The sequence below is a fragment of the Stenotrophomonas sp. CFBP8980 genome, assembly GCF_034046095.1.
In the GTDB taxonomy this organism is placed as follows: domain Bacteria; phylum Pseudomonadota; class Gammaproteobacteria; order Xanthomonadales; family Xanthomonadaceae; genus Stenotrophomonas; species Stenotrophomonas lacuserhaii.
Genome location: NZ_JAXCXF010000004.1, coordinates 23,994 through 50,515 on the forward strand (window position 1 = coordinate 23,994; position 26,522 = coordinate 50,515).

26 protein-coding genes are annotated in these 26,522 nt (G+C 66.7%); 18 read left to right on the forward strand and 8 right to left on the reverse strand.

Annotated features, from left to right (window positions below):
- The first annotated feature begins 97 nt into the window (after positions 1-97).
- Positions 98-838 carry a leucyl/phenylalanyl-tRNA--protein transferase gene (gene aat / locus SOM47_RS10285; protein WP_320505491.1) on the forward strand — a complete coding sequence of 247 codons (741 nt, stop codon included), beginning with the start codon at positions 98-100 and terminating at the stop codon, positions 836-838.
- Positions 839-846: 8 nt separating this feature from the next.
- Here aat and SOM47_RS10290 read toward each other — a convergent pair whose 3' ends face one another.
- Complete coding sequence (locus SOM47_RS10290) at positions 847-1,830, reverse strand: L-tyrosine/L-tryptophan isonitrile synthase family protein (RefSeq protein ID WP_320505492.1); 984 nt, start codon at positions 1,828-1,830, stop codon at positions 847-849.
- A 292-nt stretch (positions 1,831-2,122) separates the two neighbouring features.
- Between SOM47_RS10290 and infA the strand changes: the two genes are divergently transcribed.
- Positions 2,123-2,341, forward strand: a complete 219-nt coding sequence (gene infA, locus SOM47_RS10295; RefSeq protein WP_005409596.1) for a translation initiation factor IF-1 — start codon at positions 2,123-2,125, stop codon at positions 2,339-2,341.
- A 144-nt stretch (positions 2,342-2,485) separates the two neighbouring features.
- Here infA and clpA read toward each other — a convergent pair whose 3' ends face one another.
- Positions 2,486-4,768, reverse strand: coding sequence for an ATP-dependent Clp protease ATP-binding subunit ClpA (gene clpA / locus SOM47_RS10300; RefSeq protein WP_101100452.1), 2,283 nt, complete (start codon positions 4,766-4,768; stop codon positions 2,486-2,488).
- Positions 4,769-5,090: 322 nt separating this feature from the next.
- On the reverse strand, positions 5,091-5,417 hold the full coding sequence (clpS, locus tag SOM47_RS10305) for an ATP-dependent Clp protease adapter ClpS (protein WP_042614117.1): 327 nt from the start codon (positions 5,415-5,417) through the stop codon (positions 5,091-5,093).
- A gap of 96 nt (positions 5,418-5,513) precedes the next feature.
- On the opposite strand from clpS, the gene SOM47_RS10310 reads away from it, so the two are divergent.
- From SOM47_RS10310 to SOM47_RS10335, 6 genes are all read left to right on the forward strand, one after another.
- A complete protein-coding gene (locus SOM47_RS10310) occupies positions 5,514-5,987 on the forward strand; it encodes a hypothetical protein (protein ID WP_192083462.1) in 474 nt (157 codons plus the stop codon).
- Position 5,988: 1 nt separating this feature from the next.
- Positions 5,989-6,450, forward strand: a complete 462-nt coding sequence (locus SOM47_RS10315) for an NUDIX hydrolase (protein ID WP_042614119.1) — start codon at positions 5,989-5,991, stop codon at positions 6,448-6,450.
- Positions 6,447-7,586 carry a tRNA 2-thiouridine(34) synthase MnmA gene (gene mnmA / locus SOM47_RS10320; protein WP_320505493.1) on the forward strand — a complete coding sequence of 380 codons (1,140 nt, stop codon included), beginning with the start codon at positions 6,447-6,449 and terminating at the stop codon, positions 7,584-7,586. The genes SOM47_RS10315 and mnmA overlap by 4 nt, the downstream gene beginning before the upstream one ends.
- Positions 7,583-8,197 carry a high frequency lysogenization protein HflD gene (hflD, locus tag SOM47_RS10325; RefSeq protein ID WP_320505494.1) on the forward strand — a complete coding sequence of 205 codons (615 nt, stop codon included), beginning with the start codon at positions 7,583-7,585 and terminating at the stop codon, positions 8,195-8,197. The genes mnmA and hflD overlap by 4 nt, the downstream gene beginning before the upstream one ends.
- Positions 8,198-8,345: 148 nt before the next feature.
- A complete protein-coding gene (locus tag SOM47_RS10330; RefSeq protein ID WP_101100446.1) occupies positions 8,346-9,536 on the forward strand; it encodes a methyl-accepting chemotaxis protein in 1,191 nt (396 codons plus the stop codon).
- Positions 9,537-9,638: 102 nt separating this feature from the next.
- Positions 9,639-9,848, forward strand: coding sequence for a hypothetical protein (locus tag SOM47_RS10335; RefSeq protein ID WP_042614123.1), 210 nt, complete (start codon positions 9,639-9,641; stop codon positions 9,846-9,848).
- Between the two features lie 100 nt (positions 9,849-9,948).
- On the opposite strand, the gene SOM47_RS10340 is transcribed toward SOM47_RS10335, so the two are convergent.
- Positions 9,949-12,720 carry a bifunctional diguanylate cyclase/phosphodiesterase gene (locus SOM47_RS10340; protein ID WP_320505495.1) on the reverse strand — a complete coding sequence of 924 codons (2,772 nt, stop codon included), beginning with the start codon at positions 12,718-12,720 and terminating at the stop codon, positions 9,949-9,951.
- Between the two features lie 158 nt (positions 12,721-12,878).
- On the opposite strand from SOM47_RS10340, the gene SOM47_RS10345 reads away from it, so the two are divergent.
- Together SOM47_RS10345 and SOM47_RS10350 are read left to right on the forward strand one after the other, a co-directional pair.
- Entirely contained in the window at positions 12,879-14,990 is a 2,112-nt protein-coding gene (locus tag SOM47_RS10345; protein ID WP_320505496.1) for a sensor histidine kinase, read from the forward strand.
- On the forward strand, positions 14,990-16,765 hold the full coding sequence (locus SOM47_RS10350) for an EAL domain-containing protein (protein ID WP_042614126.1): 1,776 nt from the start codon (positions 14,990-14,992) through the stop codon (positions 16,763-16,765). Before SOM47_RS10345 ends, SOM47_RS10350 begins: the two co-directional genes overlap by 1 nt.
- A 599-nt stretch (positions 16,766-17,364) precedes the next feature.
- Here SOM47_RS10350 and SOM47_RS10355 read toward each other — a convergent pair.
- The 4 genes from SOM47_RS10355 to flgA all read right to left on the reverse strand — a co-directional run bounded on the left by SOM47_RS10355 (position 17,365) and on the right by flgA (position 20,035).
- Positions 17,365-18,585: an ATP-binding protein gene (locus tag SOM47_RS10355; RefSeq protein ID WP_042615447.1), complete on the reverse strand. Its 1,221-nt coding sequence runs from the start codon at positions 18,583-18,585 to the stop codon at positions 17,365-17,367.
- Positions 18,586-18,664: 79 nt separating this feature from the next.
- Positions 18,665-19,003: a flagella protein gene (locus SOM47_RS10360; protein ID WP_042615446.1), complete on the reverse strand. Its 339-nt coding sequence runs from the start codon at positions 19,001-19,003 to the stop codon at positions 18,665-18,667.
- Positions 19,000-19,302 carry a flagellar biosynthesis anti-sigma factor FlgM gene (gene flgM, locus SOM47_RS10365; RefSeq protein WP_042615445.1) on the reverse strand — a complete coding sequence of 101 codons (303 nt, stop codon included), beginning with the start codon at positions 19,300-19,302 and terminating at the stop codon, positions 19,000-19,002. Before flgM ends, SOM47_RS10360 begins: the two co-directional genes overlap by 4 nt.
- 76 nt (positions 19,303-19,378) lie before the next feature.
- Positions 19,379-20,035, reverse strand: coding sequence for a flagellar basal body P-ring formation chaperone FlgA (gene flgA, locus SOM47_RS10370; RefSeq protein WP_320505497.1), 657 nt, complete (start codon positions 20,033-20,035; stop codon positions 19,379-19,381).
- 103 nt (positions 20,036-20,138) lie between these two features.
- On the opposite strand from flgA, the gene SOM47_RS10375 reads away from it, so the two are divergent.
- From SOM47_RS10375 to flgH, 8 genes are all read left to right on the forward strand, one after another.
- Positions 20,139-21,080, forward strand: coding sequence for a chemotaxis protein (locus SOM47_RS10375; protein WP_042615443.1), 942 nt, complete (start codon positions 20,139-20,141; stop codon positions 21,078-21,080).
- A 258-nt stretch (positions 21,081-21,338) separates the two neighbouring features.
- Positions 21,339-21,734 carry a flagellar basal body rod protein FlgB gene (gene flgB, locus SOM47_RS10380; RefSeq protein WP_042615442.1) on the forward strand — a complete coding sequence of 132 codons (396 nt, stop codon included), beginning with the start codon at positions 21,339-21,341 and terminating at the stop codon, positions 21,732-21,734.
- 3 nt (positions 21,735-21,737) lie between these two features.
- Positions 21,738-22,145: a flagellar basal body rod protein FlgC gene (flgC, locus tag SOM47_RS10385; protein ID WP_042615441.1), complete on the forward strand. Its 408-nt coding sequence runs from the start codon at positions 21,738-21,740 to the stop codon at positions 22,143-22,145.
- A gap of 23 nt (positions 22,146-22,168) precedes the next feature.
- Positions 22,169-22,852: a flagellar hook assembly protein FlgD gene (locus SOM47_RS10390; RefSeq protein ID WP_042615440.1), complete on the forward strand. Its 684-nt coding sequence runs from the start codon at positions 22,169-22,171 to the stop codon at positions 22,850-22,852.
- Positions 22,853-22,883: 31 nt separating this feature from the next.
- Positions 22,884-24,107: a flagellar hook protein FlgE gene (flgE, locus tag SOM47_RS10395; protein ID WP_042615439.1), complete on the forward strand. Its 1,224-nt coding sequence runs from the start codon at positions 22,884-22,886 to the stop codon at positions 24,105-24,107.
- Positions 24,108-24,142: 35 nt separating this feature from the next.
- Complete coding sequence (locus SOM47_RS10400) at positions 24,143-24,892, forward strand: flagellar basal-body rod protein FlgF (protein WP_042615438.1); 750 nt, start codon at positions 24,143-24,145, stop codon at positions 24,890-24,892.
- Positions 24,893-25,025: 133 nt separating this feature from the next.
- The gene (flgG, locus tag SOM47_RS10405; RefSeq protein WP_042615437.1) at positions 25,026-25,811 is read left to right on the forward strand and encodes a flagellar basal-body rod protein FlgG; all 786 of its coding nucleotides are present in this window, start codon (positions 25,026-25,028) and stop codon (positions 25,809-25,811) included.
- Positions 25,812-25,824: 13 nt separating this feature from the next.
- Positions 25,825-26,517 (forward strand): flagellar basal body L-ring protein FlgH, encoded by a 693-nt coding sequence (gene flgH / locus SOM47_RS10410; protein WP_042615436.1) that lies wholly within the window; start codon positions 25,825-25,827, stop codon positions 26,515-26,517.
- Positions 26,518-26,522: the final 5 nt, after the last annotated feature.

Sequence of the window (26,522 nt, forward strand, 5' to 3'; positions counted from 1 at the left end):
CCGCTTCGCCCTGGAAAGATGGCCACACCCGCCGCCTGCGTCATGTCACAGCCTGCAGCCGCGGCCTGGCCCGCTGCCACCGTGCAGCAGCCGGCCAATGAGTCGTCAGTTTCCGTGGCGCTTGGGCGAGGCCGAAGATGCTCCTTTTCCACCCGCTGAAACGGCGCTGCACCACCCCGACGGTCTGTTGGCCATCGGTGGCGATCTGCGCCCGCAGCGATTGCTGAACGCTTATGCGCAGGGCGCCTTCCCGTGGTTCAGCCAGGGTGAGCCGGTCCTGTGGTGGTCACCGGATCCCCGCACGGTGTTCGCTACCGATGGCGTGCATCTGTCACGCAGATTCCGCAGGCAGCTGCGGACCCTGGAGTGGGAGGTCACCGCCGACACCGCCTTCGAACAGGTCATCCGTGCCTGCGCCACAGTGCCGCGACCAGGTCAGGACGGCACCTGGATCGGTACCGACATGATCCACGCCTATACCGAGCTGCACCGACTGGGGCACGCCCACTCGGTCGAAGTGTGGCAAGGGTCGGAGCTTGTTGGCGGCATCTATGGCGTGGCGCTGGGCAGCATGTTTTTCGGCGAAAGCATGTTCAGCGCACGCAGCGGGGGCTCGAAAGTGGCCTTGGCTGCGCTGGCCTCGCTGCTCCATGCGGGGGGCGTGTCCGTACTGGATGCGCAGGTGCACAACCCTCACCTGGTGCGGATGGGGGCGACGCAATGGCCACGCGAGCGTTTCCTGGCGCACGTGCGGCAGGCCATCCAACAGCCGGTGGCGCCTGGCAACTGGTCGGCGGCAGGGGCCCGGCTCCCGTTGCGGCATTACCTCCCCGACTGAGCACGGACTCAGGCTGCGGCACGCTCGTGGAGCGCGCTTGGACGTCCGTCCGTCCACGCGCTGTAGTGGCTGGGACGACCATCCACATGGATCAGCCTGGCTCCTTGGCTCTCCGCCTGGTGCCGTTTCATCAACACGGCGCGGTCCCCGAGATCGACCGCCACCGCATGCCAGGGCGTCAGCCAGGCATCAGCGGTGGGCAGCATGTGGATGCCCAGTTTGTCGCTGCTGCGCGCCTGTGGATGGATGGACAAGCGGACCGACCGCGGAAAGACCGCCTGCAGAAAACTGCCCCATGCCAGGCTGCGCTGCACGACCTGGTACGCCCGCGCCTTGGCCTCGCGCTGGACCTGCGTGGCACTTCGCGCATCATCAGCGCGCCAATCATCTTCGGCCATGAAGCGGATGATGCCGCGCAGCTGCCGCACTCCGTCCTCGGACCGCAGCAGTCCAGTCCGGATGTCATCCAGCGACTGGCCATGCCGCGCCAGCAATGCCGCACGGCGATCGTCGTGGCTTGTGCTGCCGGCAAACACTGAAGTGCAGTCACACAGGCAGAAAGTGTCCAGGTGGGCCAGGCTGCGACGAGCGATCATCGCGCGGATGGCCGCCTGGTAGTGATCGATGACCGGGTCGGAAACGCCGATGGTGGGTCCGAATACATGGCCATCCGAGCAGATCGTCAGCCGGGCGCCTGCAGGGTGGATCGCGGCAATACGGGCGCACATCCGATCCAGTGCATCCAGCGACAGCGCTTCGGCCAGGTCAGGCAGCGGCCCCAGGACCTTTCGAAGGGAGGGCGATTTGGCGGGAAATGCGGGGAGGACCATGTGGACCGGTTCCCCCGCCCGGACGAAGCCGCGTAACCGCGCCGTGACCGGATCCGACAACGCGTTGGTGGGGGCCCTCGCCCGGTCGCACCGCTGGTGAAAGGCCAGCGTCCGGGCAATGGCCTGGACAACGGCCTCGGCTGCGTGCTGAGGATGGCTCATTGCTCGCTCTCCCTACAGATGCGCTGCGCCAGGTGGCCGCGACGTCGGCGACCTGGGCGAATTGACGGATGAATCCTGTGATGAGAGGCACGATAGCAACGAGATATGGGGCTCGAAATAGCTCAACCCGGCAAATTCTGACCCCGCCAAGAGAGAATGGTGGGCCGATCCCGGGAGGGGCCTATCCCGCAACGGAATGACGGTTAACGCAATCTTTGCAAAATGGGGTGCATGTGCGTAAAATGCAGCGGCTTAGGCCCCCGTGGCCGCTCTCTGAACCGCACAGGATTACATGTCGAAAGACGACTCCATCGAGTTCGAAGGCACCGTCAGCGAGACGCTGCCGAACACGACGTTCCGCGTCCGCCTGGAAAATGGTCATGAAATCATTGCCCATATCTCCGGCCGCATGCGCAAGAACTACATCCGCATTCTGACCGGTGACCGGGTCAAGGTTGAAATGACCCCGTACGACCTGACCAAGGGCCGTATCACCTACCGCATGAAGTAAGCGGTCCGACGCATCCGCGTCGACGAGAAAGGCCAGCCATCGAGCTGGCCTTTTGGCGTGCCTGGATGTCGTTGGTGTCGAACCCTGCCTGGCGTCCAGCCGCCCCAGCGCCGGGCAGGACCCGGCGCTGCAGCATGGAGCGGATTATTCCACCGTGGCCGGCAGCAGACGCTCCGGTTCGGCGAAGGTTTCCACGAACAGCTCGTTGTCGCGCACGTCGATGCTGGCCCTGCCGCCGTTGACCAGCTTGCCGAACAGCAGTTCGTCGGCCAACGGACGCTTGACCTTGTCCTGGATGACACGGGCCATCGGGCGTGCGCCCATCAGCGGATCGAAGCCGTGCTGGGCCAGCCAGTCGCGCGCGGTCGGCGTGGCCGAGAGGCTGACGTGCTTTTCCTGCAGCAGCATTTCCAGTTCGATCAGGAACTTGTCCACCACGCGCAGGATGTGCTCGAAGCCCAACGCCTGGAACTGCACCACCGCATCCAGCCGGTTGCGGAACTCCGGGGTGAAGCTGCGACGGATGGTCTCCATCGCGTCGGTGGCGTGATCCTGCTTGGTGAATCCGATCGAACGCCGTGAGGCCTGCGCCGCACCGGCATTGGTGGTCATCACCAGCACCACGTTCTTGAAGTTCGCTTCACGGCCATTGGTATCGGTCAGCACGCCGCGGTCCATGACCTGCAGCAGGATATTGAAGATATCCGGGTGCGCTTTCTCGATTTCATCCAGCAGCAGCACGCAGTGCGGCGTCTTGACGATCTTTTCGGTCAGCAGGCCACCCTGGTCGAAGCCCACGTAGCCCGGAGGCGCACCGATCAGGCGGCTGATCGAATGGCCTTCCATGTACTCGGACATGTCGAAGCGGACCAGCTCGATCCCCAGCTGCAGGGCCAGCTGCTTGGTGACTTCGGTCTTGCCGACTCCGGTGGGGCCGGCGAACAGGAAGTTGCCGATCGGCTTTTCCGGGTTGGCCAGGCCGGAGCGGGCCAGCTTGATCGCCGAAGACAGCGTTTCGATTGCCGGATCCTGGCCGAAGATCACCATCTTCAGGTTGCGCTCCAGGTGCTTGAGCACGTCCTTGTCGGTGGCGCTGACCTGCTTGGCCGGGATGCGTGCCATCTTGGCCACGATCGCCTCGATCTCCTCGATGTCGATGAGCTCCTTGCGCTGTCCTTCCGGCATCAGCCGCTGGCGCGCGCCAGCCTCGTCGATGACGTCGATCGCCTTGTCGGGCAGCAGCCGGTCGCCGATGTGCTTGACCGACAGGTCCACCGCCGCCTGCAGCGCATCGTCGGCATAGGTCACGCCGTGGTGCGCTTCGTACTTAGGCTTGAGTCCCTGCAGGATCTCGTAGGTTTCGCCCACGGTCGGCTCGACGATGTCGATCTTCTGGAAGCGCCGCGCCAGCGCGCGGTCCTTTTCGAAGATGCCGCGGTATTCCTGGAAGGTGGTCGAGCCGATGCAGCGCAGATCACCGGAGGCCAGCGCCGGCTTGATCAGGTTGGAGGCATCCATCGTACCGCCGGACGCCGATCCGGCACCGATGATGGTGTGGATCTCGTCGATGAACAGCACCGCGTTGGGCACCTTCTTCAGCGAGGTCAGCACGCCCTTCAGGCGTTTTTCGAAGTCGCCGCGGTACTTGGTGCCGGCGACCAGCGCGCCCAGGTCCAGCGAGTAGATGACCGCATCGGCGAGCACCTCCGGCACGGATCCTTCGACGATACGGCGGGCCAGGCCCTCGGCGATGGCGGTCTTGCCGACGCCGGCTTCGCCGACATACAGCGGATTGTTCTTGCGGCGGCGGCACAGCACCTGGATGGTGCGCTCGATCTCGTCGGCACGGCCCACCAGCGGATCGATCCGGCCGTTGCGGGCCTGCTCGTTGAGGTTGCTGGCGAACTCGGCCAGCGCATCGCCCTTGCCCTCGCCTTCCCCGCCTTCGGCACGGCCCTCGGGATCGGCCGGCGAGGACGGCTCGCCTTCCTCGCCGAGCTTGGCGATACCGTGGGAGAGGTAATTGACTACGTCCAGCCGGGTGACATCCTGCTGGTTGAGGTAATAGACCGCGTGCGAATCCTTCTCGCCGAAGATCGCCACCAGCACGTTGGCGCCGGTGACCTCCTTCTTGCCGGAGGACTGCACGTGGTAGACCGCGCGCTGCAACACGCGCTGGAAGCCCAGGGTCGGCTGGGTGTCGCGCCCATCGTCTTCGGCAAGCCGCGAGACGGACGCCTCGATGGCCTGCTCCAGCTCCTGGCGCAGGCGCTCGGGCTCGGCCCCGCAGGCCTTCAGGACGGCCTGGGCCGAGGGATTGTCCAGCAGCGCCAGCAACAGGTGCTCGACGGTCATGAATTCATGCCGCGCTTCCCGTGCCCGCTTGTAGCACTGGCCAATGGTGTGTTCGAGGTCTTTGCTGAACATGCTCTACTCCGGCGGCAGTTGAAGACAATATGCGGCCTGACCACACGTTTTCCATCACCCTAGCGGAACTGCCCGTTCATACGGCGTTAGCATCCCGTCGCGCGTCCGGCGAAGGTGATTCCACCATAACCTAAACCGATTTCCCGGCGGGCACGGCCTGCCCGCCCTGAACCACCCATGATGAGGCGATCCACGGCCAGTCGCGCCGCAAACCAAGGGAGGAGAGGCGCATTGCTGCCGCCAACTGCGTCGTCGGCGGAAAGCCCGATCGTGCCGTACATGGAACGCACCGGACTACCACGCTGCGGTCATGCCCGCCTGATCAGGCCTTTTCCATCGTGCAGAGCAACGGATGCTGGTTCATCCGGGCATATTCATTGACCTGCGCCACTTTGGTTTCGGCCACCTCGCGGGTGAACACACCGCAGACGCCGCGGCCCCGGGTGTGCACATGGAGCATCACCTGCGTCGCGCGGTCCAGGTCCAGGTTGAAGAACTGCTGCAGTACATCGACCACGAAATCCATCGGGGTGTAGTCATCGTTCAACAGCATGACCTGGTAGAACGGCGGGGGGGCGACCTCCGGGCGTGCCGGCTCAAGCAGCACGCCATGGTCGGAATGGGATTCGTGGGAAGTGTCGCGAGGCATCCGCTTATTATAGTGGCTGCCTTGGCCGGATTGGACGGCAAGCCGACGCGCCTTCACAATCTGCGCGACTCCCCGCACTACCTTCACAGGATTCTCATGGAAAGGACGCTTCGCTTCGCCCTGCTGCTGGCTGTCGCCGCAGCGGCGGCCCCCTCCTTCGCCGCCGAGCCGGACAAGGCCATCGGACGCCATCTCGACAAACTGGGCTATCCCTACGAGATCGACGAGGACGGCGACTACCGCATGGTGTTCGACATGGAAGGCGAGCGCACCCAGCTGGTCTATGTACGCTCGGTGGTGGAAGAGTTCGGCAGCCAGCATGTGCGCGAAATCTGGTCGCCCGGCTACCAGGCCAACGCCGACCAGTTCCCGGTGGCGGTGGCCAACCGCCTGCTTGAAGATGCGCAGGATGCGAAAATGGGCGGCTGGGTGAAGCAGGACAAGGTCGCCATGTTCGTGGTGAAAGTGGATGCCGATGCCTCTTCCGAAGCGTTGGACGATGCCATCGAGGCCGCCAGCCGGACCGCCGATGCGATGGAACTGGAACTGACCAAGCAGGACGAATACTGAAGTGAATGCTGCTGCGCCGCGCTGGGCACCCCGCGTCACCGTTGCCACCGTGGTGGTCGACGAGGGCAGGCTGTTACTCGTCGAAGAACGCATCGATGGTGAGCTGGTGCTCAACCAGCCCGCCGGCCACCTGGAACCGGGTGAGTCGCTGGCCGAGGCCGCGCTGCGCGAGACGCGCGAAGAAACCGGCTGGGAGGTCGAACTGACCGCGTTCATCGGCACCTACCAGTGGACCGCTCCGGATGGCACGCCGTTCCTGCGCTTCAGCTATGCCGCGCGCCCGCTCCGGCACGATCCGCTGCGCCCGCTGGATACCGGTATCGAACGCGCACTGTGGCTGCAGCCCGGCGAGCTGCTGGCCGCGCGCCAGCGGCTGCGCAGCCCGCTGGTCTGGCAGGTGGTGGCCGACTTCCTCGCCGGCCAGCGCCATCCCCTCTCCTTGGTCAAGGAGGTCGCTCCATGAGCGCGCCACGGATCATGGTCGGCGTGTCCGGCGGCGTGGACTCTTCAGTTGCCGCCTGGCGTCTGGTGCAGCAGGGCGAGCCGGTGGCCGGACTGTTCATGCAGAACTGGGCCGATGATGGCAGCGGCGAATGCCGCGCCGAGGATGATCGCCGCGACGCGGTGGCGGTGTGCGGACTGCTCGGCATCCCGTTCCACTTCCGCGACTTTTCCAGCGAGTACTGGAAAGGCGTGTTCGAACACTTCCTGGCCGAGTATGCGGCCGGACGCACCCCCAACCCGGATGTGCTGTGCAACCGCGAAGTGAAGTTCAAACACTTCCTGGATGCCGCCCGCGAGCTGGGCGCCGAGCGCATCGCCACCGGCCACTACGCGCGGATCGCCCGCGACGGCAACCAGTGGCTGCTGCTGCGCGGCGCCGACCGCAGCAAGGACCAGAGCTATTTCCTGCACCAGCTGGGCCAGGCACAGCTGTCGGCAACCTTGTTCCCGATCGGCGACCTGAACAAAAGCGACCTGCGCCGGATGGCGCGTGACGCCAACCTGCCGACGCATGCCAAGAAGGACTCCACCGGCATCTGCTTCATCGGCGAACGTGATTTCCGCGAGTTCCTCGGCCAGTACCTGCCCGCACGCCGGGGCCGCATCGTGGACCCGGACGGGGCGGAGATCGCCGAGCACCCCGGGGTGTTCTACTTCACCCTGGGCCAGCGCGAAGGGCTGAACATCGGCGGGGTCCGTGGTCGCTCGGCGGCGCCGTGGTACGTGGTGGGCAAGGACGTGGCCTCCAACACGCTGTATGTCGACCAGGACCGCGAAAGCCGCTGGTTGATGTCCACCGAGCTGGTCAGCGAAAGCGCGCACTGGATCGCCGGTGCGCCGCCCGCCACCCGCTTCGAGTGCACCGCCCAGACCCGCTACCGCCAGCCCGATGAGGCCTGTACGGTCCAGGTGCGCGATGATGGCAGCCTGCATGTCCGCTTCCCCACTCCCCAGCGGGCGGTCACCCCCGGCCAGTCGCTGGTGTTGTACCAGGGCGATGTCTGCCTCGGTGGTGCGGTGATCGCCGCCACCGACGCGCCGCTTGAACAGCGGTTGCGCCCTACTCCTTCTCCTTTCGAGGTACCTGCTGCATGAGTTTCACTGTCGACGACCGCGTACTGGCCTTGGCCGGCATAGCACAGGCCCTGCAACAGGTCCGCCGCATCGCCGATACCGGCCACTCCGAAGCGGGTGCGGTGCGCACCGCCATGGACAGCGTGTTCCGCATCGACGCCGCATCACCGCAGGACGTGTACGGCGACCGCGAATCGCTGAAGCCGGGCCTGCGCCTGCTGCACAACTACTTCCGCAACCAGGGCCAGGACCCGATCCTGCCCAAGCTGGCACTGGCGGTGCTGCAGCTGGAGCGCCGCTTCGTGCGCGAGCCGGACACCATCGCCAAGGTCACCGCCGGCATCGAGCGCGCCAGCCGCCAGGGCCGTGAGCTGGGCGACAGCGGGCACCCGGACGTGCTGGCCACGCTGGGCGGCGTCTATGCCGACACCATCAGCCACCTCAAGCCGCGGGTCATGGTGCAGGGCAATCCGCATTACCTGGGCCAGGCCGGGGTGGTGGCCGAAATCCGCGCGCTGCTGCTGGCGGCGGTGCGCTCGGCGGTGCTGTGGCGCCAGCTGGGTGGCAGCTACTGGGATTTCCTGCTGGCTCGCAAGGCGATGGTGGAAGCGGTGGACCGCGCGCTGCGCTGAGCCGCACGGCGAGCGCAGCGGCGGCAGCACGGTAGCGCCGAGCCATGCTCGGCGAGCGCAGCGGCGAACCAAACGCAGATGCAACATCGGCGTTAAAGAGAACCGGGGTACGGCCGATACTGCATTTGTGACTCTCCCGGGAACGTCCATGTACTCTCGCACCATCATCCGTCTGGCCGCACCGTTGGTGCTGACCCTGCTTCTGCCCCTCGCCTTTGCTCTGGAGTGGCCTGCGGCCCTGCGCTGGGCGATCCTTACCACGATGACGCTGAGCTGGCTCGGCCACGCCTGGTGGAGCACCCGTGCTCCGGTCGGGCGTTCGCCGGAACAGGCCCGCATCCTGCGCGAGCAGGACCAGCTGCTGACCGAACTGCGCAACTTCGTCGGCAATGAAATCGACGGCTCGCGCAGCGAAGTCGAGCGCGCCCGCGACCTGATCCGCCAGGCGGTGTCCGGCCTGGGCGGCAGCTTCGAAGCGATGAACCGCAAGTCCCGCCAGCAGAGCCAGGCATTGGCCCGCATCGTCGACCGCACCGGTGAAGACGGTTCGGCCGGACTGGACGTGGCGCGCTTCGCCCAGCACGCCAGCCACCAGATGGAACAGCTGGTGGAAGCGCTGGAACAGGTCAGCGGCCAGAGCAGCAACACCGTGCAGCACATCGACCAGATGGCGCAGCACCTGGATGGCATCTTCGCGCTTCTGGAAGACGTCAAGTCGATCGCCGACCAGACCAACCTGCTGGCACTGAACGCGGCCATCGAAGCGGCCCGTGCCGGTGAAGCCGGCCGCGGCTTCGCCGTGGTGGCCGACGAGGTGCGCAATCTGTCCGAGCGTTCGACCACGTTCAACGAGCAGATCCGCAAGCTGGCCCACAGCTCCAAGGACGCCATCGCCAAGGTCCGCGAGACGGTCACCCACATGGCCTCGCGCGACATGGATCGTTCCCGCGAAGCCCGCATGGAAGCCGCTTCCATGGTCGACAACGTGGCGCAGATCAACGCCTCACTGGGCGATGGAATGCGCGAAGTGTCCGAGTGCGCCCGCGCCATCGACGGCAGCGTGGCCGAAGCGGTGCGTGCCCTGCAGTTCGAAGACATCGCCACCCAGGCACTGGGCGGCGTGCATGTCCACCTGGACCGCCTGACCTCGATCAACCGCGAAGCGCTGGCCCTGCAGGAGCTGCTGCATCGCCATGGCGGCGCGGCCGACGAAGAAATGGTCACCGCCCTGGCCCGCACCGGCAATCGCCTGCGTGACCTGCGCAGCGAATGGGAACGCCCGCCGCACAAGCCGGTCACCCAGCAGAGCATGGGTGCCGGAACGGTGGAATTGTTCTGATCCCGCGTGGTGCTTGACGCCCCAGGTGAACCCCAAAGCCCCGGCACTGCCGGGGCTTTGTCGTGCCCGGCGCCGGCCGCGCACGCATGCGCCGCTGGCACCATGCCGCAAGCGCAGACACCGCGCCAGCAACTGCAGCAACTTGAGGTCCTGGCGCAGGCAGAGCTGGCGCAGCTGGAGCTGACGGCCGGCAGGCAGGCGGCCAAGCGACACAGCCTTGAGCAGGCCAGCCTGTGCTGGGACCTGGGGCTGGATGCAAGGGACCTGGCGCCTGCCGGCGCAGGTCACGCATCGGGGGCAACGGTGCGCTGACGCGCTCGGCAGGCCGCCACGAAGGGTGAGTCCGGAGCAACATGCGGGCGACGATCATCAGCCCCGGTAACGGGCGCCGCATGCGCGACGCCCACCGTGTTCAGCCCGCCAGCACCGCAGCGGTGTCCCGCATCGATGCCCCGGTGGCTGCATCGCGCAGCCAGTGCGCCAGCTCGCGCGGCACCAGCGGCCGCGAATACAGGTAGCCCTGGATCTCGTCACAGCCCTGGCGGCGCAGCAGGTCTTCTTCCTGCTCCGTTTCCACCCCTTCGGCCACGACCTTCATACCCAGCGCGTGGCCCAGGTGGACGATCGCCTGGGTGACTTCGGCGGTACCGGCATCTTCCAGCATGCCCTGCACGAAGCTGCGGTCGATCTTCAGCCGACCGACCGGGAACCGGTTGAGGTAGTGCAGGTTGGAGAATCCGGTGCCGAAGTCGTCCACCGCCAGCGGCACACTGTGCCGCTCGAATACGTCGAAACAGTGCCGCAGCACTTCGGTGTCACGGATCAGCGCCGACTCGGTGAGCTCCAGCTCCATCCGGGTCGGCGACAGGCCATGCGCGTGGCAGACCTCGATCACCCGCTCGGCGAATCCCCGCTCGCGCAGCTGCACCGCCGAGACGTTCACCGCGATCCGGTCAAACAGCAGGCCCGCACGGTCCCAGGCCGAGGCCTGTCGACAGGCTTCGTTGAGTACCCAGTCGCCGACGCGCACGATCTCGCCGCACTTCTCCGCGATGGGGATGAACTCGGCCGGGCTGCAGTAGCCCAGGCCGGGGCGGTGCCAGCGCAGAAGCGCCTCGATAGCGGGCGGCTGCCCGGGTTGGGCATGCATCAGCGGCTGGTAGACCAGGCTGAACTCTTCACGCTCGATGGCCCCGTGCAGGGCGTGTTCGATATCCAGCCTGCGCTGGATCCGGCTGAGCGCATCCTGGCTGTAGTACTGGTAGGTATTGCGGCCCGCCTCTTTTGCCGCGTGCATGGCCGCATCGGCGGCACGCAGCAGGGAATCGAAATCTTCGCGGCCGTCTTCCAGCATCGCGATGCCGACGCTGGCGCCGACCTTCAGCAGGTCCTGCCCGCGATGCAGCGGCTCGGCCAACGAGGCGATCAGCTTGCGCGCCACGTGCCCGGCGTCTTCGGCTTCGGCCAGGTCACGCAGCACGACGATGAATTCATCGCCGTTGAAACGCCCGAACAGGTCGCTGTTGCGCAGGTTCTGGTGCAGTCGGCTTGCCGCTGCCTTGAGCAGGGTATCGCCGGTGGCATGCCCGAAGCTGTCGTTGATGGTCTTGAAGCCGTCCAGGTCGATGAACAGCATCGCCAGCGGCGTACCGCGACCACGCGCCTCTTCGATCGCATCAGTGGTCTGCTCGCGCAGCAGCATGCGGTTGGGCAGCCCGGTCAGCAGGTCGTAGTGGGCCAGCAGCTCGATGCGTTCATTGGCCTCGCGTTCGCGGGTGATGTCACGGAACAGCACCACGAACCGCGGGGGCAGACCGTCACGGCGGTCCAGTTCGATCAACACCTGCACCCAGACGCGCATGCCGGATTGCCGGTAGAAGCACAGGTCCAGTTGTTCGGGCAGGCCGCCGGCGGCGATGCGCTCAAGTGCGGATTCGAAGGCGCTGCGCGAGTCGTCGGTGTACAGCGCCAGTGCCTGGTCCAGGCTGATCGACTCCTTGCGCAGGCCATGGATGCGATAGCACTCCTCGGTCCACTGCATCAGCCGGGTGTCCACTTCGATCTCGCAGCCGCCGATGCGCCCCAATGCCGAAACACGGTTCAACAATTCGGTGCGCCAGCGGATCAATGCATCGGTCTGGTGCTGTTCGCTGATGTTCTGCACCTGGCCGAGCAGGCGCTGGATCTGCCCATCGGCGGCCTGCAGTGGCTGCATCCACAAGCGCAGCTGCAGGGCCGGTTGCTGCCGGTGACTGCGCAGTTCCAGGTCCAGGTTGACCGCCTGGCCGTCCCGCCACAGCCGGCGCCAGGCCATCCGCAGCGCGCCGCGCGAGCGCGGCTGCAGCCGCCGCAGCCAGGCGCGCGGACTGAAGGAAGGATCGCCTGCCGTGCCCAGCAGGGCATGCAGCTCCGCCGACCACCAGAACCGACGGCAGCCGGGCTCCCAGGACCAGCTGCCCATGCTGGCGATCTGCTGCGCCTGGCGCAGGTGAAGCTGCTGGTCGTGCAGGTGGGCTTCCAGCTGCTTCTGGTGCTCGATATCGGTATGGGTGCCGACCATGCGCAACGGCTGGCCGTCGGCGGTCCGTGCCACCACCCGTCCGCGATCCAGTACCCAGCGCCAGCTCTGGTCCGGCTGGCGGTAGCGGAATTCGGCGCTGTACTGGTCGACCTCGCCACGCAGGTGGCGCTGGACCTGCGCATGCACGCCGGCGCGGTCGTCGGGGTGGATCCGCTCCAGCAGCGCACCCGCGCGTTCCTGGACCTCGATCCTGCCCTCGACCGGCGGCGATCGCAGCACGCGGTCGCTGGCCAGGTCCCAGTCCCACAATCGGTGCCCGGCACTTTCCAGCGCAAGCTCCCAGCGCTCGCCGGACGGGCTGCCGTCGGGGTGTGGAATGCTCAGGGTGAAGGCCAGCAGATGGCCGCCCTGGTCATGCACCGCGCGCATCCAACCGTCGTGGCGACCGCGCGGGCCGCCGGGCAGGCTGCAGGGCACGATGCCCCCGTCGGCGGCCTGCAGGCGGATGTCTTCCAGCATGGACTGGTAGGCAGCCGCTGCCGCAGGCAGGCCATGCTCGCGCGCGGCGGGGTTGGCGGCCAGCGGCGCACCATTGCGGTCAAGGATCACCAGCGCGGAGGCGAGCGGGTGCTGCAACAGGCTGGCAATGATCCCTTGGTCCACGCAACTTGCTCCAATGACGCCCCCGACAGCCGGGAACGAAATCGTTAGCGGCCAGCGGGCGGGATAATTGAGGACGGGCTGGCCGCATGGGCGTCATCGCGGCGAGTTAAGATGCGATTCGTTGCTGCCCTCCTTCCGCGACCCGGCCCCGTCCCGCCATGCCCCTGCCCCCTGTTGGCGAAACCCTGATGACGGTCTGCCCGACCCACCTGGCCAACACCCTGCGGCGGGAACGGCGGCGCGTGGTGCTGGTCTACCTGCTGCTGGCCGTTGCCTGGATCGTCAGCAGCGACGCGGCCGTGGGCGCGATGATCGGCGATACCCGGATGGCGGCCTGGCTGCAGACCGTCAAGGGTGTTTTTTTTGTCTTCGCCAGTGCAGCGATGCTGTACCTGCTGCTGCGCCCGCTCGGTGCCCATGTGCTTCAGGCCAATGCCCGTCTGGCTGCTTCCGAGCTGCGCCATCGCCAGGCCTTCGTCGGCAACCCCGGCCCCATCCTCATCTACGACCTGCAATCGGTGCGGATCCTCGACGCCAACCCCGCCGCCTGCGCGCTGTTCGGCTGGAGCCGGGAGGAACTGCTGCAGGAGTCGGTCAGCCTGCTCTGGCCAGCGGGCAAACAGGGCGCGTTGGAAGCCACGCTGGAACAGCTGCGCGAGCACCCGGAGCAGACCTGCGTGCTGCGCGCGCCGCTGCAGCTGCGCGATGGCCGCCTGCGCCAGATGGAACTGCGCAGCAATGCGATCGATGTCGACGGACGCCCCGCGCGGCTGCTGATCGTGATTGACCGCACCGCCGAAGACGAGGCGCTGGCGCGCCGCGACCAGGCACTGGAACGCCTTGAAGAAGCGCATGAACTGGCCCGCATCGGCGCTTGGCAGCTCGACCCCGCCACTGGCCTGGCCAGCTTCTCGCGGCAGGTCTACCAGTTGCTGGGCCGGCGTTCGCCGCAGGCACGCACCTGGCACCGCTTCGATGAACTGCTGGTGCCGGCCGATGCGGCGACCACGGCGATGACCGAGCAGCTGCTGGCCGGGATGAGCAGCGGCGAGCCGGTCCACGTCGACGTGCTGCTGCCCCTGCTGGGCATGGATGGGCGACCATTGATGACCCACCTGCGTGCCGAAAGTGGCGTGGACGAGCTGGGCCGTCCGCGGGTGATGGGCACGCTTCAGGACGTTACCGAACGCGAACAGTCGCGCCGGTTACTGCGCGAGCGCGAGGAACAGTTCCGCGAACTGGTGCGGGTGCTGCCCGATGGCGTGGTGATCCTGTCCGAAGAACACGTGCTGTACGCCAACGCGTTCGCCGTGCGGCTGTTCGGCTATGAAGGCCACACCCTGCTGGGCGAGCCGCTGCATGCGCTGGTGGGTGATGCAGGCCTGCCTGCAGTGCGCGCCCAGCTGCGCAACCCGGTGCCGGAAGCCAGCGCCGGCCACATCGCGATCATCGGCATGCAGCGTGCCGATGGCAGCCGTTTCCAGGCCGGGTTGGCGGTGGGCGAGGTGCGCTACGGCGGGCGCGACTGCCGCCTGCTGATCGTGCGCGACCTCAGTGATGCCGAGCGCACGCGCGCGGCGCTGGAGAACAGCAATCGCGAACTGCAGGCGATGGCCGGCCGGCTGTTCTCCCTGCAGGAAGACGAACGCCGCGCCATTTCGCGCGACCTGCACGATGACATCGGCCAGGCGATCACCGCGATCAAGCTTTCGGCCTGGGCTGCGCTGGATGAAGAAGACAGCGCCCGCCGCCGCGAAGACCTGCAGCAGATCGTCAGCCTGGCCGATGGCACCGTGGCCAAGCTGCGCGACCTGTCCACGCTGCTGCGTCCGCCGCAACTGGATGCGCTGGGCCTGGAGGCCGCGCTGCGCTGGCAGGCCGGCGTGCTGTTCCGCTCTTCGCAGGCCGAACTGCTGTCACGCATCGACACCCTGCCCCAGCGTCCGGACAATGCCATCGAACAGGCCTGCTTCCGCATCGCACAGGAAAGCCTGACCAACGCCCTGCGCCACGCCAAGGCCAGCCAGGTGCTGCTGCACCTGCGCGACATCGACCAGGACCGCCTGCACCTGCAGGTGCGCGATGATGGCGAAGGCTTCGATCCGCATGGACCGCGCGGCCTGGGCCTGATCGTGATGCGCGAACGTGCGCAGAGCGTGGGCGGACAGCTGCGCATCGAATCGGCGCCGGGTGAAGGTACCCTGATCGAACTTCATCTCCCCTACCGTGTCGGCATGATGCCGGACGAACCGCTGGAATCACGCCTTTGATGTGGAATACCTCCCTGCCTCCGGTCAGTATCGAGGACGCCCCGGACCGGCTGGGCGCCGGCAACCCCGAGCTGCAGGCGATGGTCGCCGAAGCGGCCGCCGGCGGTACGCCGATGATGGTGATGCACGTAGACATCGACCACTTTGCATCGGTCAACGAGAACATGAGCGCCGAAGTCGGCGACCAGGCGCTGGTGCTGGTGGCCCAGCGCTTGAAGTCCTGGCTGCGCGGCCGTGGCACGCTGTGGCGCCATGGCAGCGACGAGTTCCTGGTGGCCGTGCCGCGTACCAGCGAGGTGGCCCTGCCGGAGGACTTCGCCGAAGAGCTGCGGCAGCAGCTGGAACTGCCGCTTTCGGTGCTGCCCTACACCTTGTTCATGACCGGCAAGCTGGGCGTCAGCCTGTGCCCGGAACACGCCAGCACCGCCTCGCGACTGCTCGACCACGCCGAGGACGCGCTCTACCAGGCCGCGCGCGAAGGCGGCAATGCGGTGCGCATCCACGCGGTGGATACCGTGCCCAGCGCGCACAGCGAGAGCATCATCGCCCGGCAGATCATCGACGCCATTCCCAATGGCGAGCTCAAGCTGCGCTACCAGCCGCTGGTGAGTTCACGCGATGGCCACGTGGTCGGCATGGAAGCGCTGCTGCGCTGGCAGTCGCCAACGCTGGGGATGCTGGTGCCTGAACGCTTCATGCGTACGGCAGAACGGCTGGGCATCATCGTGCAGATCGGCACGTGGGTGCTGGAAGGCGCCCTGAAGCAGGCGCGGCTGTGGCGTGACCAGGGCTTCGATGACTTCACCATCGCAGTCAACGTCTCCACCCTGCAGCTGCTGCGCCCGAATTTCTTCACCGAGGTGATGGGCCTGATCCAGGCCGCCGGCGTTCCGGCACCGATGCTGACCCTGGAAATCAACGAAAGCGCATTGACCAACAATGTCAATTTCGTCCACGAAACCCTGGTCAACCTGCGCAATGAAGGTATCAGCCTTAGCCTGGACAATTTCGGTACCGGCGACTCCAGCCTGAGTGCGCTGGTGCGCTACCCCGTGGACAAGCTGAAGATCGACCGCAGCTTCATCAAGAGCGCCCCGGCCGGCAATCGTGAGGCGGCGATCGCCCGCGCCATCATTGCCATGGGCCACCAGCTGGGCATGACCGTGATCGCCAATGGCGTGGAATCGCAGGCCCAGCTCGGCTTCCTGCGCCGCAATGACTGCGATGTGTTCCAGGGTTACCTGTTCGGCGAGCCGATGTCCGCCGATGCGGCGGGCATGACCCTGCGGCGGCGTTACCTCCGCCCAGAAGCGTTCGCCGAAACCCGTCCGGACCGCACCCTGCTGCTGCTGGACGACGAAGAGAACGTGCTGCGCTCGCTGGTGCGCCTGTTCCGCCGCGACGGCTACCGGATCCTGGCGGCGGGCAACGTGCGCGATGCGTTCGACCTGCTGGCGATCAACGATGTGCAGGTGATCCTGTCCGACCAGCGCATGAGCGACATGAGTGGCACCGAGTTCCTGGGCCGCGTGAAGATGCTCTACCCGGACACGATCCGGCTGGTGCTGTCCGGCTATACCGACCTCAACACGGTCACCGATGCGATCAACCGTGGGGCGATATACCGCTTCCTGACCAAGCCGTGGAATGACGATGAGCTGCGCAAGCACATCCACCAGGCGTTCCGCACGTACGAAGAGCAGCGGCGCAGCAATGGCGGTTCCGTTGCGGCAGAGCCGGTGGAGTCTTTGGATGATCGGTCGGTGTTGCGCTGAGGCGTGGTCGAACGGGTGGCACCCCCTCGCGGGTGGCTGATTCTAGAGCCGCAGCTCGGGGGGGGGGGCGGGGCGGTGGGGCTGGTCGGGGGACGGCAAAAGCCGCTCCTGCGGGCCTCGTTTCGCGCCATCCATGGCGCTCAACGCCCCCGCCCAACCCCACCGCCCGACCCCCTGACAGGTTCCGGTGGCCGCCACCCGCGTAATAAAGAAAGAAAAAGCGGTAGCGCCGACCCATGGTCGGCGAGCGCAGCGGGCCCTTGGCGGAAACATTCCGCCGACCATGGGTCGGCGCTACCGCGGTTCCAAGGCCGCCATGAACCTGTCGAAGGTGGGGCGGGGTGGGTTCGTGGGAACGCTCATCCGCATGGGTCCGGCGCATGCGCCGGACGGGCAGGGCAGGAGCCCAGCGCGGGTCTTGCCGCCTGTGCAGGACTGCACCGGCGAGCAAGCGGATGGCGAGCCTCCATGGACGGATTCACGGCGATTCCCACGAACCCACCCCGCCCCGCCCACAACCAGCCCTGCAGCTGTTGACGTTGGCATTTGCCGCTGCTCTGGCCTGAGCAGGTGCCGGGCGCAGCCCGGCAATACACCAACTACCGTGGCTGTTTGATCGGCAGCACGATGCGGAACGTGGACCCCACCCCCGGCGTGCTGTCCAGGTCGATCCGGCCGTTGTGCTTGTTGATGATGCTGTAGGAGATCGACAGGCCCAGGCCGGTGCCGCTGCCCACCGGCTTGGTGGTGAAGAACGGATCGAAAATACGCTGGCGCAGTTCCGGCGAAATGCCACCGCCGCTGTCCTGGAACTCCACCCACACGTGCTCGCCTTCCACCCCGGTACGCACGGTGATCACCCCCCGTTCGGCGATCGCATGGCCCGCGTTGAGCAGCAGGTTCATGTAGACCTGGTTGAGCTCCGAAGGCAGGCACTCCACCAGCGGCAGCTGGCCGAACTCACGGTGCAGTTCCACCTTGTACTTGAGCTCGTTCCAGATGATGTTGATGGTCGACTCCAGCCCGGAGTGCAGGTCGACCAGCTTCCACGACTCGTCACGCCCGGAATAGGAGAAGTCCTTCAGGTCGCGCACGATGCGGGTCACCCGCTCGATTCCCTCGCGCGATTCAGCCATCAACTGCGGAAGATCCCGGCTGATGAAGTCGATGTCAAGGCGATCGCGGATGTCATCGATTTCCGGGATCAGCGTCTTCGGATCCGGCGCACGCAATGCGCGCTCGTAGGCCTCGATCACCGTGAACAGACTGCGCAGGTATTCCTGCAGGCTGCCCAGGTTGGAATGCACGTAACCGATGGGGTTGTTGATCTCGTGCGCCACGCCCGCAGCCAGCTGGCCGATCGAAGCCATCTTCTCCGACTGCAGCAGTTTTTCCTGTGCGCCGTTGAGGCGCAGATAGGCCTGGCGCAGCTCTGCGTGCCGCTGCTGGAGTTCGCGTTCGTAGTCTTCCTGGCCTTCGACCCGGCGGAACAGGCCCAGGTAATACCCTGCACCCTGGTCACGGTGGTGGTAAAGCTGGGCGGTGACGACCGCTTCGCCCATCACCAGGCTGCCGCTCCACTGCCCCTCGCGACGCGCAACAGCCATCGCATCGGGCGGCAGCAGCGCGCGCAGCCGCTGCGCCGGACCGGCACCACTGGCCGGACCGGAGGCCAGCAACGCCTCCACCGCCGGATTGGCCAGGATCACTGAATCATCGTCGGTGAAAAGCAGCAGGCCTTCACGCACCGGCGCAAGCAGCGCCTGCAGGAGCGCGGGCGAAGGGAAGGACGGCGTCGGGTTCGGGAAGGCGGCAGGCACGGGCGCTCGGCGTGGCAGGGATGAGCGCCACTATACGATGCCTGCGTGCCGCAAGGCGGCGCGGGTGCGCCGCTCGGCTTCAGGCGACGGCGAGCGGACGTCCGGCCGTCATCTGCTGGGACTGCCCCTTGCTGTCATACGCCGGCGCATCCTCGCTGCGGCCCAGCTGGCGCAATGCCCAGTTGACCTCGCGCCGTCGGCGCGACAGCAGCACGCCGTTGGCGCGGTTGCGTTCGGCCAGTTCCTGCAACTGGCTGGATTCGCCGACCGGCAGCGCCCTGTCCAGTGCGCGCAGGGCATCCAGCTTGGCCCCGGTGGCACGGATCAACGCATGCACATCGTGCGCGACCAAGGCCTGGCGCTCGGCATCCAGGGCTTCGCTCAGCCGTTGCATGGGCTCGCTCATGGGCGTGCTCATCCCTGCAGCTGCTGGTCCAGATCAAGCATGCGCGATGCGATCGCCTCTGGATTGATCCGGTAGCTGCCGTTCTGCAGTGACTCACGCACTGCGGCCACGCGCTCGGCATCGATCGCCGGGGCGGCCGCAAGGCTGCGTTCCAGGGCTTGCAGGTTGGTGGCTTCACCGGTCAGCTTCAAGCTGTCGGCTGCCTGCACCGGACGCGCGGGCGCATCGGTACTGATGCCGGGCCGACTGGCCGGACCCACCGCGCGCAGGGTCTGCGCCGCCTGCAGGGTACCGTCGATTTTTTGGCTCATTGGAGCTCCAAGGGTTGCCGTACTGTAACGATAACGGCCACCGGACCGTGATCTTTAGCGGGTTTTACGATTTTTTTCAGCGCGTCACTAAAACGTCGCCACTGGCGTCCACGGTGCCCTGCACTATCTTGCGCGAGGTCAGGTTCTCCACCGACAAGCGTTCGTTCTCGCCGGCATCGCCCAGCGCCTTGCCGGCCACCCGGACTTCCACCGAGCCGCGCCGGGACACCAGCGCCACGCTGTCGCCGCGCCGGACCAGCCGCTGTGCGACCAGGTCAGAAGCGGACAGCAGGCTGCCCGCCTGCAGCGTCCGGCGTGCCACCCGGCCGACGGCCGCGGCGGGGTCGGCCAGCACGGCGCCGGCAATCCGCGCTGCATCACGCTGGGCGGTGGATATATCGGCAGCAGCCAGCGTTTCTCCAGCGGCAATACCACGCGCCAGCACCAGCACGGTCTGCTCGCGGCGCACCTTCACCGGCACGAACAGGCGCCAGCCGCCGGCATCGGGGCAGCTCACTTCCACGGTGGTGCTGGCGGTGGGCTGGGCGGCCAGGCCATGCGCGCACGCAGGCAGGCGCAGCGCATCGGCCACCACGGCCTCGCCCTGCTCACCGGCCGCCAGCGTGGAAAGTGCGGCAGCGCGGATGCTGTCCACCGGCTGCCACGAGGGCGCGGCCCCGGCGGGCGCGGCCATCGCCAGCATCAGCCAGCACATCGTCTTGAAGGATGGCATGCCACCTCCGGTCATGGGATCAGCCGCCCTGTTGCAAGCACCGTGCCAATCGCAACGCCGCCGCGCCGCTCAAGTACATCGCCGGCGCGCCGATACAGCCTGCATGTCACATGACCTGCTCAACCGCATCGACCAACGCACCCGGCTTGCTGGACACAACCGGCTGGCACTCCTGTTGTTCCGCCTGGGCGGACGCCAGCTTTTTGGCGTCAACGTGTTCAAAGTGCAGGAAGTGCTGCGGCGCCCTGCCCTGTTCCAGGTTCCCGGCCTGCCCAGCCAGTTCTCCGGGGTAGCGGATGTGCGTGGCCGCTCGGTACCGGTGCTGGACCTGGGCGTGGCCATCGGCCATCCCGAGCGCGGCACCAATGGCGAAGGCCCGGGGTATCTGGTGGTGACCGAATTCAACCGGTCCATCCAGGGCTTCCTGGTCAGCGGGGTGGAGCGCATCGTCAACATCGCCGTGCAGGACATCCATCCGCCGCCGGAGCTGGGGGCCGAATCCAGCTACCTGACCGCGGTGACCCGCTTCCAGGGCGAGCTTATCCAGGTCATCGACGTGGAAAGCGTGCTGGCCGACATCGCCCAGACCCGCAGCGAAGCGATACTGGACCCGACGATGGCCCTGCCCGCCGATGCACCGCCCATGCAGGTGCTGGTGGTGGACGACTCGCGCGTGGCCCGCCAGCAGATCCGCAGCGTGCTGGACCAGTTGGGCGTCGGCGCGACCCTGCTGTCCGACGGCAAGCAGGCGCTGGACCACCTGCTGCAGATCCACGCCGCCGGTGAAGACCCGGCCCAGCGCTACGCCATGGTGATTTCCGATATTGAAATGCCGGCGATGGACGGCTACACCCTGACCACCGAAATCCGTCGCCACCCGGGCCTGTCCGGACTGTTCGTGCTGCTGCACACCTCCCTGTCCGGCGTGTTCAACAACGCGATGGTCGAACGGGTGGGCGCCAACGCCTTCGTCGCCAAATATTCCCCGCACGAACTGGCCGACTTCGTCCTGGACCGCCTGCGCCGCGTCGCCGAAGCCGCCTGACTCCGGCATCCCCGTCGAGCGTGACCCGGCGCTAGCAGCTCTGGCCGACCGCGCACGTAGACGGTCCAGAGGCGGGGGGCGGGCCCGTGCGGGACCGTTGGAGCCCCGGATGGGCGGAAACGAGACCCCATGGATGGGTTCACGGCGTGTCCCGCACGGGCCCGCCCTCCGCCTCCCACGCGCAGCCGCAGTAGGCCGCCAAAGACGCTTTGGCACGGCGCTTGCAGCCTCCCCGGCACAGTTCCGTGGGAGCGCGCCATGTCCAACCTGATTTCCGACTACCTGGGTGTCCATGCCCAGGCCATGCCGTTGCGCGAGCAACGCATGAAGCTGATCGCCAGCAACCTCGGCAACGCCGACACCCCCGGCTACAAGGCCCAGGACCTGGACTTCGATGCCGCCCTGCGCAGCGCCCAGGGCCAGTCCGGCAACGGCCTGATGGCCACCACCAACGAACAGCACCTGGCGATCGGCGGGGGCCTCAACCCCTTCCAGATCTCCCGTGAAGGCATCCAGCCCAATCTCGACGGCAACACCGTGGACCCGGACACCGAGCGCGCCGCCTACGGCCGTGCCGCGCTGGAATACCGGGCCTCGCTGAGCTTCGTCGAATCCAAGGTGCGCTCCATGCTCACCGCCATCACGGGGCAATAAGCGATGAGCAACCTGCCGATCTTCGACATCGCCGGATCCGCCCTGCAGGCGCAGTCGGTGCGCATGAGCACCATCGCCTCCAACCTGTCCAACGCCGATTCGGTGGCCGGCTCGGCCGAGGCGGTCTACAAACCGCTGGAGCCGATCTTCCAGGCCGTCACCAGCCGCACCGATCCCAACATCACCACGGTGCAGGTCAAGGAAATCAGCCAGAGCAACGCCGCGCCGATCAAGCGCTACGAGCCCGGCCATCCACTGGCCGACGGCGATGGCTACATCTACCAGGCCGACGTCGACCCGGTCGCGCAGATGGTCAACCTGATTTCCACCTCGCGCAATTACCAGGCCGGCGTGGAAATGCTGAGCACCGCCAAGGAACTGGCCCTCGCCACGCTGACGATGGGCCGCTGACGCGCGCCCGCAAGGATCTCCCCATGAGTACTGCCATCACCACCCAGTCCAGCCAGGACGTGTACGCCGCCCTCGGCCTGAACTCGCCCAACAGCAGCGCCAGCAAGAAGAAGGACACCCTGGAGCAGGCCGACTTCCTGCGCCTGATGACCGAACAGCTGCAGCACCAGGATCCGCTGAAGCCGATGGACAACACCCAGATGGTCGCGCAGATGGCGCAGATGTCCACCGTGCAGGGCATCACCGACCTCAACACCACCGTGCAGGGGTTCCAGACCTCGATGGCCAGCGACCAGGTGCTGCGTGGCGCCGCGCTGGTCGGCCACGATGTGCTGGTGCCGTCGGAAAAGATGGTGCTGGAAGCCGAAGGCAGCGTCGGCGGCGTGGTCGCCGCACCGAGCGCCGGCATGATCAACGTGGACATCACCGATGCCAACGGCCTGAAGGTCGCCCAGATCAGCGTGGAAGCCAGCGCCGCCGGCGAGACCAGCTTCGAATGGGACGGCAAGGACAGCAGCGGCAACCGCCTGCCGCCCGGCAATTATTCGCTGGTGGCCAACCACACCGACACCGCCGGCGCGCAGACCAAGCTCGGCACCTACGTGGAGGCCCCGGTGGAAAGCGTGACCGTCGGGTCCGACGGCCTGTACCTGAATCTCAAGGGATTGGGCGCCGCCCCGATCGACTACGTGCTCCGCATCAGCTGAGCCCCCAGACCGCATAATCGAGGAGTCCACCATGGCTTTCAATGTCTCGCTGTCCGGCATCAACGCCGCCAACACCGACCTCAGCGTCACCGCCAACAACGTCGCCAACGTCAACACCACCGGCTTCAAGCAGTCGCGCGCCGAGTTCGCCGACCTGTTTTCTGCCACCAGCTACGGCCTGTCACGCAATGCGGTGGGCTCCGGCGCACGCGTATCCAACGTGGCCCAGCAGTTCAGCCAGGGCAACAACAGCCAGACCGGGCGCAGCCTGGACCTGGCCGTGTCCGGCGAAGGCTTCTTCACCATGAGCATGAACGGCCAGCGTACCTACTCGCGCGCCGGCAATTTCCAGACCGATGCGCAGGGCTTCGTGATCAACCCGGCCGGTGCACGCCTGCAGGTGTTCACCCCGAATGCCGACGGCACCACCTTCGACTCCGGTCGCCTGACCGATCTGCAGCTGCTGACCACCGACAGCCCGCCCAAGCAGACCGGCAGCGTGCAGCTGGCCTTCACCCTGCCGGCCAACAGCACCCAGCCCACCGTGACCCCGTTCGACCCGACCGATTCGAACAGCTACAGCCAGTCCAGCGGCGGCGTGACCGTGTATGACTCGCTCGGCGTCAGCCACACCCAGACCTCGTACTTCGTGAAGGGGACGGCCGCCAACGAATGGCAGGTCTACAACTACGTCGACGGCCAGGCCGCCGGCGCACCGACCACCCTGCAGTTCAATGAAAGCGGCGCGCTGGTGGCCCCGGCCAACGGCCAGATCACCCTGGACGGCTTCACCCCGGGCACCGGTGCCGGCCAGCTCAACCTGACCCTGGACGTGGCCGGCTCCACCCAGTACGGCGAGAAGTTCGCGCTGCGCAACTTCCAACAGGACGGCTACGCGTCGGGCAAGCTCAACGAGATCAGCGTCTCCGAACAGGGTGTGGTCTATGCGCGCTATTCCAATGGCGATGACAAGGCGCTGGGCCAGGTCGCACTGACCAACTTCAACAATGCCCAGGGCCTGCAGTCCACCGGCGACAACATGTGGGTGGAAACCTTCGCATCGGGCTCGCCGCGCACCTCCGCGCCGGACTCTTCGGACCTGGGCAAGATCCAGGCCGGCGCGCTGGAATCGTCCACCGTGGACCTGACCGAGCAGCTGGTGAACATGATCGTGGCCCAGCGCAACTTCCAGGCCAACTCGCAGATGCTCAGCACCCAGGACCAGGTCACCCAGACCATCATCAACATCCGTTGATGATGGCCGGCTGACCGCAGCACGGAGCTTCCATCATGGACAAGGCCCTCTACGTCGCGATGACCGGTGCCCGCGCCTCCCTGCAGGCGCAAGGCACGGTGTCGCACAACATCGCCAATACCGATACGCCCGGCTTCAAGGAAGCGCTGGCCAACACCGAAGCCTTCGCGATCCGCGGGCAGGGCTTTGCTTCGCGTGTGGACGCCATCCATGTCGACGCCGGCTTCAACCGCCGCGTCGGTGCCCAGCACATCACCGGCAATCCGCTGGACCTGTCCCTGCAGGCCGGCAGCTGGCTGACCGTGCAGGCACCAGGCGGTGGCGAGGCCTATACCCGCGGTGCGGCACTGTCGCTGACCCCGAATGGGCAGCTGGTCACCGCCGGCGGCCATGCGGTGCTGGATGAAAACGAAAACCCGATCGCCATCCCGCCCCACCAGGCGATGGAGATCGGCAACGACGGCACCATCTCCATCATCCCGCTCGGCGAAGGTCCACAGACCATGGCGGTGGTCGGCCGGATCAAGGTCGTGGCGGCCGATGATGCGCGGCTGGAGCGCGGGCTCGATGGCCTGTTCCGCAACACCGATCCGCAGCAGCCGTTCGTGCAGACCCAGGGCAAGGCACTGGAAAGCGGCCAGCTGGAAGGCAGCAACGTGGACGCCGCCGGTGCGCTGGTGCAGATGATCCAGCTGCAGCGCCAGTACGAAATGCAGGTGAAGGTGATCAAGCACGGCGACGAAAACGCGCGCAGCGCCAATAGTCTGCTGCGGCTGAACGGCTGAGTCCACGCCGACGACGGAATACCGGCGCGCCGCAATGGCACGCCGCTTGCAGTACCCCTGGTGAAGCACCTGCGAGCGTTCGCAGGTACCTGCCCCGCCCCGCTGGGCCGGACACCACGCAGAGGAACCGACCATGAACCAGGCACTGTGGATCGCCAAGACCGGACTGGACGCGCAGCAGACGCGCATGTCGGTGGTATCCAACAACCTCGCCAACACCAACACGACCGGCTTCAAGCAGGACCGTGCCAGTTTCGAGGACCTGCTGTACCAGCAGGTGCGCCAGCCTGGCGGTGCCACGTCGGCGCAGACGCAGTTGCCGACCGGCCTGCAGCTGGGAACCGGCGTGCGCGTGGTGGCCACCGCCAAGAACTTCGAACAGGGCAGCCAGCAGCAGACCGGGCGCGCACTGGACGTGATGGTCAACGGCCGCGGCTTCTTCGAAGTGTCCATGCCCGACGGCAGCTCGGCCTATACCCGCGACGGCTCGTTCAAGGTCAACCAGGACGGCGAGCTGGTCACCAACAGCGGTTACCCGGTGCAGCCGGGTATCCAGATCCCGGAAGGCGCACAGACGCTGACCATCGGCAGCGACGGCACGGTCAGCGTGAAGATGGCCGATGACGCGGCCACGGTGGAGATCGGCGCGCTGACCCTGACCGACTTCATCAACCCGGCCGGCCTGCAGTCGCGCGGCGAGAACCTGTACCTGGAGACCACCGCATCCGGTCCGGCGCAGAACGGCAATCCCGGCCTCAACGGACTGGGCAACGTGGTCCAGGGCGCACTGGAAGGCAGCAACGTCAACGTGGTGGAAGAGCTGGTCTCGATGATCGAAACCCAGCGCGCCTACGAAATGAACGCCAAGGCCATTTCCACCACCGACTCGATGCTCGGCTACCTCAACAACAACGTCTGATCGGACCGCCATCATGCTGCCAGCCGCTTCTCTCGCCCGCCTGACCTTCGCTGCCGCCGCCATCGCGCTGCTGGGCGGCTGCGTGATCGCCGGCGACGTGCGCCCCTACCCGGCCCTGGCGCCCGTGCAGCCGGTGATGCCGCCGCAGGCGCAGGCAACGGCCGGGGCGATCTACGCCGCCGGTCCGTCGCTGCAGCTGTATTCGGACCGCCGCGCACGCGACGTCGGCGACCTGCTGACGATCACCCTGCTGGAAAACACCCAGGCACAGATGAGCGCGAACACCGCCACCAGCAAGGAATCCGAACTGGCCATCGGCACGCCGACCATTTTCGGCGCACCGGTGACCCTGGGCGGCAAGGACATCCTGTCGGCCACTGCCAACGGTTCGCGTGACTTCACCGGCCGTGGCAACAGCGCACAGAGCAACCGCCTGCAGGGCAACGTGACGGTCACGGTGATGCAGCGCCTGCCCAACGGCAACCTGGTGGTGCAGGGCCAGAAGAACCTGCGGCTCAACCAGGGCGATGAGCTGGTGCAGGTGCAGGGCATCGTGCGCGCGGCCGACATCGCACCGGACAACACCATTCCCTCCAGCCGCGTGGCCGATGCCCGCATCGTCTACGGCGGTCGCGGCGCGGTAGCGCAGTCCAATGCCATGGGCTGGCTGAGCCGCTTCTTCAATTCCGGCCTGGCGCCGTTCTGAGCATG